The organism is Sodaliphilus sp. (assembly GCF_045598405.1).
Classification (GTDB): Bacteria; Bacteroidota; Bacteroidia; order Bacteroidales; family Muribaculaceae; genus Sodaliphilus; species Sodaliphilus limicaballi.
Genome location: NZ_JAZLLZ010000001.1, coordinates 1 through 4618, shown reverse-complemented (window position 1 = coordinate 4618; position 4618 = coordinate 1). Strand labels below are relative to the sequence as shown.

Genomic DNA, 4618 nt, shown 5'->3' with positions numbered 1-4618 from the left:
AGGATTGGGGAAAGGGGCAGTGTGCCCGCTCGTGACAAAAATACACAGAACTTAGCACGTTGCCTCCGATTCGGCCGAGCGATGCCCCTCTAACGCGTGCAAAAACGTTAACAAATTTTATACTGCGGATTTGAGGTAATAATGTGTTGTCGCGCGATTAGTTATTTATCATATTTGTCAGTACTCGACTTTAAACAGGTGCGTCTTGGTTTCATACACCCGGTGGGCAGGCGCTAGGTTGAGCGTTGTGGCATCGACGGGACGGGCGTGCTTGCTATAAGAATACAAAGCTCCGGCAGTCACCGCGAGTTCTCCCTCGCACTTGATTCCCTTGGGCGAAGCAAGTCCCTTGACACCTTGCGTCACGACGGTCACTTTGCCGCCGGTCATGACGATGCCTTGGTGGGCATTGATTCCCTTGCCGCCCTCGCCCAGGCAGAGGATGCGCAGCTCGCCGCCGGCAATGGTCATGATGCTGTCGCACTTCACGCCGGCACTGCTGGTGGTGTCGTTAAGTTCGGCCTCAACCACCGGGGCACCGCTGGTGATGATAGTGGCACGGCCGCCATTGATAGCCACGAGGCCACGCGAGGTGATGCCTTTCTTGGCATCGCCGCGGGTCGTCATGTTGAACACGCTGCCATCGATATACACAGCGTCCTTGCCGCGCAGGCAGTTGCCCTTTTCGCTTGTGAGCTTGTACTTGCAGCCCTTGCGGAAGCGCAGGTAGTCGTCGCTGGCGATAGCGTTGTGCGAGACTGATGTCACTTCAAGCTCGCCCTGCCCGCTGAATATGACCTGACCCTCGCTGAAAAGGGTTCCCTTCATGTCTTCCTCTTCGACGTAGGCATAGTCGGCTCCGTCCTGCAGTTTGTTGGCCGTGCCCTGTGCCACGATGAGGTAGAGCGTCTTGCCGCACTGGTTGTTGATAGCAGGGCCGGTGGGGTTGGCTAGCGTGAGCCCGTTGAGGGTCATCTTGTACTTGTTGTCGCTATAAACCTTGAGCGAACCGTCCTGGCACTCGCCGCTGGCAATGACGTGCACACGGCTCGCCAAAATGGTGAGCACCACGTGGCCGCCGTCGATGACAGCCTTGGCACGGGTGCCTGTGCCCGTGACCGTAGCGCCATCGGCAGTGTAGTTCACGCGCACGGTGGTGGTCCAGGGGCTATTCTCCCAGTAGTCGTTGTAGGTCTCGTCGCTCGGGTCGGTGACGATGATGTCTAGTCCCTCGTCAAGGTCGCTATAATCCATCTCTATCACGGGAGGAACCACCTTGCCGGGGTTGTTGTCGATGAGCCACTCGAGGTCGGTGTCATCATTGGTGCACGCGGCGAGCAGCATGGCTGCCAGTGCAAGGAATGTGTATTTAGCGAGTTTCATCTTGCGTCTAGAACTTGTAGGCATATCCCATCACGATGTGGTGAGTGTTGATTGCCTCGGGTTTCACGGTGTGGTTGTAGAGCTGGTAATGATATCCCAGTTCGAAGCTATGGTGTTTCTTGTGCGTGTAGCTGCCGCCCACGACGAAACGGGTCTTTTCGAGCGATGAGCCGGTGTAGGCCTCGACACTCACAGCGGGAGTAAACTTGCAGTGAGGGATATTGTATTCGAGTTTGAGCCTAGAACGCAGCACGTGCTTGCCCTTGGCATGCACCTGGCAGTCCTCCATATACTCGTTGTCGAAGTCGTAGCGGGTGGTAGAGTGCTCGGGGCGGTAGGTATATTGCCAGCGCTCACGCAGCGCCACGTTGAAGCGGCCCAGGTCCACGTCGCCGTTCACGGCTGCGCTCACACGGTGGCTGGTGCTGTAGTATGACGGACGCCAGTTGTTGTAAGAGCCGTCATCATGCAGCGAGAGGTGTTCGCGGTGGTTAATCACAAGGAACTGGTATCCTGCTTCTAGTTTGAACCACTTGGTCACCTTGTACTTGCCGCTCACGGCTGCCGTCACGTGATCCACGGTCAAGAAGTCGTTGCGCGTGCGGAACTCTGTGTCGAGCCCCACCGAGAATTTCTTTGACACCTTCTTTTCCACGCCCAGGTCGAGCGTCAGGCCGGTGTCGTCGGCCATGGCTGCCGTGGGCAAGAGCATGGCTGCCAGCGCAAGAGCCACGGCTATTATTCTTTTACTTCTTCCCATACTTCACGTTTAGGCTTAACAGTGTTGTTGATTTCGGGATCGTTGTCGTCGTTTTTCTCATAATACACCTTGAGCAGAGCACTGTCGCGCAAGAAGTCCACGCTTCCCACTGCCACGCGTGTCACGTTGAGGCCTGTGCGTTGCTTGAGGTCGCTGATGAGCTCGTCGCGGCACTCGGGCTTGATGAGCTCCACGCGGTCATACTGCACCAGCTTCGACTCCTCGTGCTTGCTCATGAGCAGCATCTCGCAAGCAGTCATGGCAAGGAGCACGATGACATTGGGCAGCAGCATCTCCACGGTGCCTATCGACGAACCCAGCGCATTGATCACGCTCACGCATATCACGCTGAAGAGGTAGGTCATCTCGCGCACGGGCATCGCATCGGTGCGGTAACGCATGATGCTGAAGATGCCAAACAGGCCTATGCCCACGCCTATGCCGGTCTTGCCCTTGAGATCCTCAAGCACGAACACCATGAAATAGACCAGGAAATAAATGGCCACGCTGAGCATGATGAACGTGAAGTAGAAACTGCGGTGCTTTGACTTGCGGTAGTACAGGAACTGCACGATTATCCACACAAAGAGGATGTTAATCACGAAATTGACCACATCAATATGCCCAAACTGCCCGGTTGAGAAGAGTTGCTTGAACAGAGAAATCACATTATCCATATCTTATTTTATTATTTTTTCTTGTTTAACACTGTCTTTTTTCAACAAACGGTCCACGAGCCTCATGCGCGGCTTCAGCCGGTTAGTCTTGGCATCGGGACGGGTGAACGCCGTGCCCATGCAGTACTTGCTGAATCCCTGCGGCTTGATGCGCAGCTGCCTGAGCATCTCGAGCACCGGCGAGTGCGCGCGTCCATCGCGCTTGAGTTCGATGATCGCTAGCCCCGTGAGGTCGCAGTCGCAGCCCGACGTGCGGTTGTGGAACTTGAGCGAGGTGTCGATGGTGAGTCGCTCGGTGCGGTCATTGTTGACCAGCGTGATGCGGTTGAAACTGTTCTCGAGCTGCGGCACCAAACTTGCGGCGGGCACACCGAGTCGCTGCGCCAGGAAATCGCTCACGCCGGGTTCGGCTATGCCAGGACGCAAGCTCACCTTGCTAGCGTCATAGGCATCCAGGCCGATGCGTTTCTTGCGGGTGCGCCGGTGGTTGTTCTTGGTCTTCACCTCCAGGAAATCAAGATGCGACGCCACGTAGGACCGCACGCGCACCTTCTGCCTGGGCAGGATGCCATTGTGGTGGGTGGTGAACATCTTCAGGTCGGAGGTGTCGAAGTAGAGCGTGCTGTAAGGTATCACGCGCAGGCCACCGGTTTCTTGCACCCGGTAGCTGTCGCGAGCCATCTCGAGAAGGAGCAACAGCCGCGGAACCGACGTCACAAACTTTGTGTCGATGCGGTTCATCAGCTTTATGCCGCTCATCTCCTCAAGGGTGATGGGCTTATATTTCGCTATAATACCTTCCATCATATATACCTATATATAACGCATATTTGTTGCATCTTATTGCATATAACCCACCCCGATTGACCTCTCATGAAAAGACAATCAGGGTGAAAATATGGTTTAAGGTGGGGTCTATTAATTATGTCGAGGCACCCACCTTTATATTTTCTCGCCGGTTCACGCACCACCAGCGATGAGTGCTATCAGCGCATTAACGTCCGAGACGTCCACTTCATCGTCATCGTTGATAAATGCCCTACCGTTATAATCATCGGGCGACGCCGTGCCCAGGACTATGTTTATCAAGCAGTTCACATCGGTGATATCCACCATTCCGTTGCCATTCACATCTCCCTTGAGAGCGTCGGCTCCCAGTTGCGTGTTGGAGAACTCGAGGTACTTGACCCCGCTCATCGACACCTTCGTTGTTACTCCGCCCGATGTCACCACGGCATCGTTGCCGCTGAATGTTATCTTGGTGCCCGTGGCAACAAACGTGCTGCCATGCTGGGCATCGCTGGCCAGGTTCAAAAAAGTGAATGTCTCGCCCCGGGCTGCCAGCACCGCCACGGCAAGCATCAAAAATACTGTTAACTGTCTCATAAATTGTAGATGTTTAAAGGCTTTAAAGCCATGTCACAGCACTGCACACGTGCAATGCCTGGTGTTAGTAATATGTCAAATTATTGTGCAAATTTATCACTTTTCGGGCAAAAAAGCAAGTAAAAACGCATTTTATTGCCCATAGTCGTTACATTCGTTCATGCCGTCAACGGTGCAAAACCCCCATTTCGCGTATCAAAAACACACCACAACTGTGCATCGCGCCAAATGTTGCACAATATTACATATTATTGCAACATTTGTGTTATAATTAGGGATATTCAGTTAATGCGTGATTTATGTGGGCGGTAATCGGAAGTGCGCGCTTCAAGAGTGTTCGGCGATGCCGTTCTCGTCTCGTTTAGTCTTTTCAGAGGCTAAAGATGCATTTTATGTACTTGTAGGGGCATGA

The 4618-nt window shown here is 54.0% G+C and carries 5 protein-coding genes; all 5 read right to left on the bottom strand.

Going from position 1 to position 4618, the window contains the following annotated elements; genetic code table 11:
• Nucleotides 1-177: 177 nt before the first annotated feature.
• The 5 genes from ACKI3C_RS00025 to ACKI3C_RS00005 all read right to left on the bottom strand — a co-directional run bounded on the left by ACKI3C_RS00025 (nucleotide 178) and on the right by ACKI3C_RS00005 (nucleotide 4206).
• Nucleotides 178-1407 carry a carbohydrate-binding domain-containing protein gene (locus tag ACKI3C_RS00025; protein WP_407400953.1) on the bottom strand — a complete coding sequence of 410 codons (1230 nt, stop codon included), beginning with the start codon at nucleotides 1405-1407 and terminating at the stop codon, nucleotides 178-180.
• Nucleotides 1391-2143, bottom strand: coding sequence for a DUF2490 domain-containing protein (locus tag ACKI3C_RS00020; protein ID WP_407400952.1), 753 nt, complete (start codon nucleotides 2141-2143; stop codon nucleotides 1391-1393). Before ACKI3C_RS00020 ends, ACKI3C_RS00025 begins: the two co-directional genes overlap by 17 nt.
• Nucleotides 2122-2820, bottom strand: a complete 699-nt coding sequence (locus ACKI3C_RS00015; protein ID WP_407400951.1) for a DUF4956 domain-containing protein — start codon at nucleotides 2818-2820, stop codon at nucleotides 2122-2124. Before ACKI3C_RS00015 ends, ACKI3C_RS00020 begins: the two co-directional genes overlap by 22 nt.
• 3 nt (nucleotides 2821-2823) lie before the next feature.
• A complete protein-coding gene (locus ACKI3C_RS00010) occupies nucleotides 2824-3627 on the bottom strand; it encodes a polyphosphate polymerase domain-containing protein (protein WP_407400950.1) in 804 nt (267 codons plus the stop codon).
• A gap of 153 nt (nucleotides 3628-3780) precedes the next feature.
• The gene (locus tag ACKI3C_RS00005) at nucleotides 3781-4206 is read right to left on the bottom strand and encodes a dockerin type I domain-containing protein (RefSeq protein ID WP_407400949.1); all 426 of its coding nucleotides are present in this window, start codon (nucleotides 4204-4206) and stop codon (nucleotides 3781-3783) included.
• Nucleotides 4207-4618 lie beyond the last annotated feature (412 nt).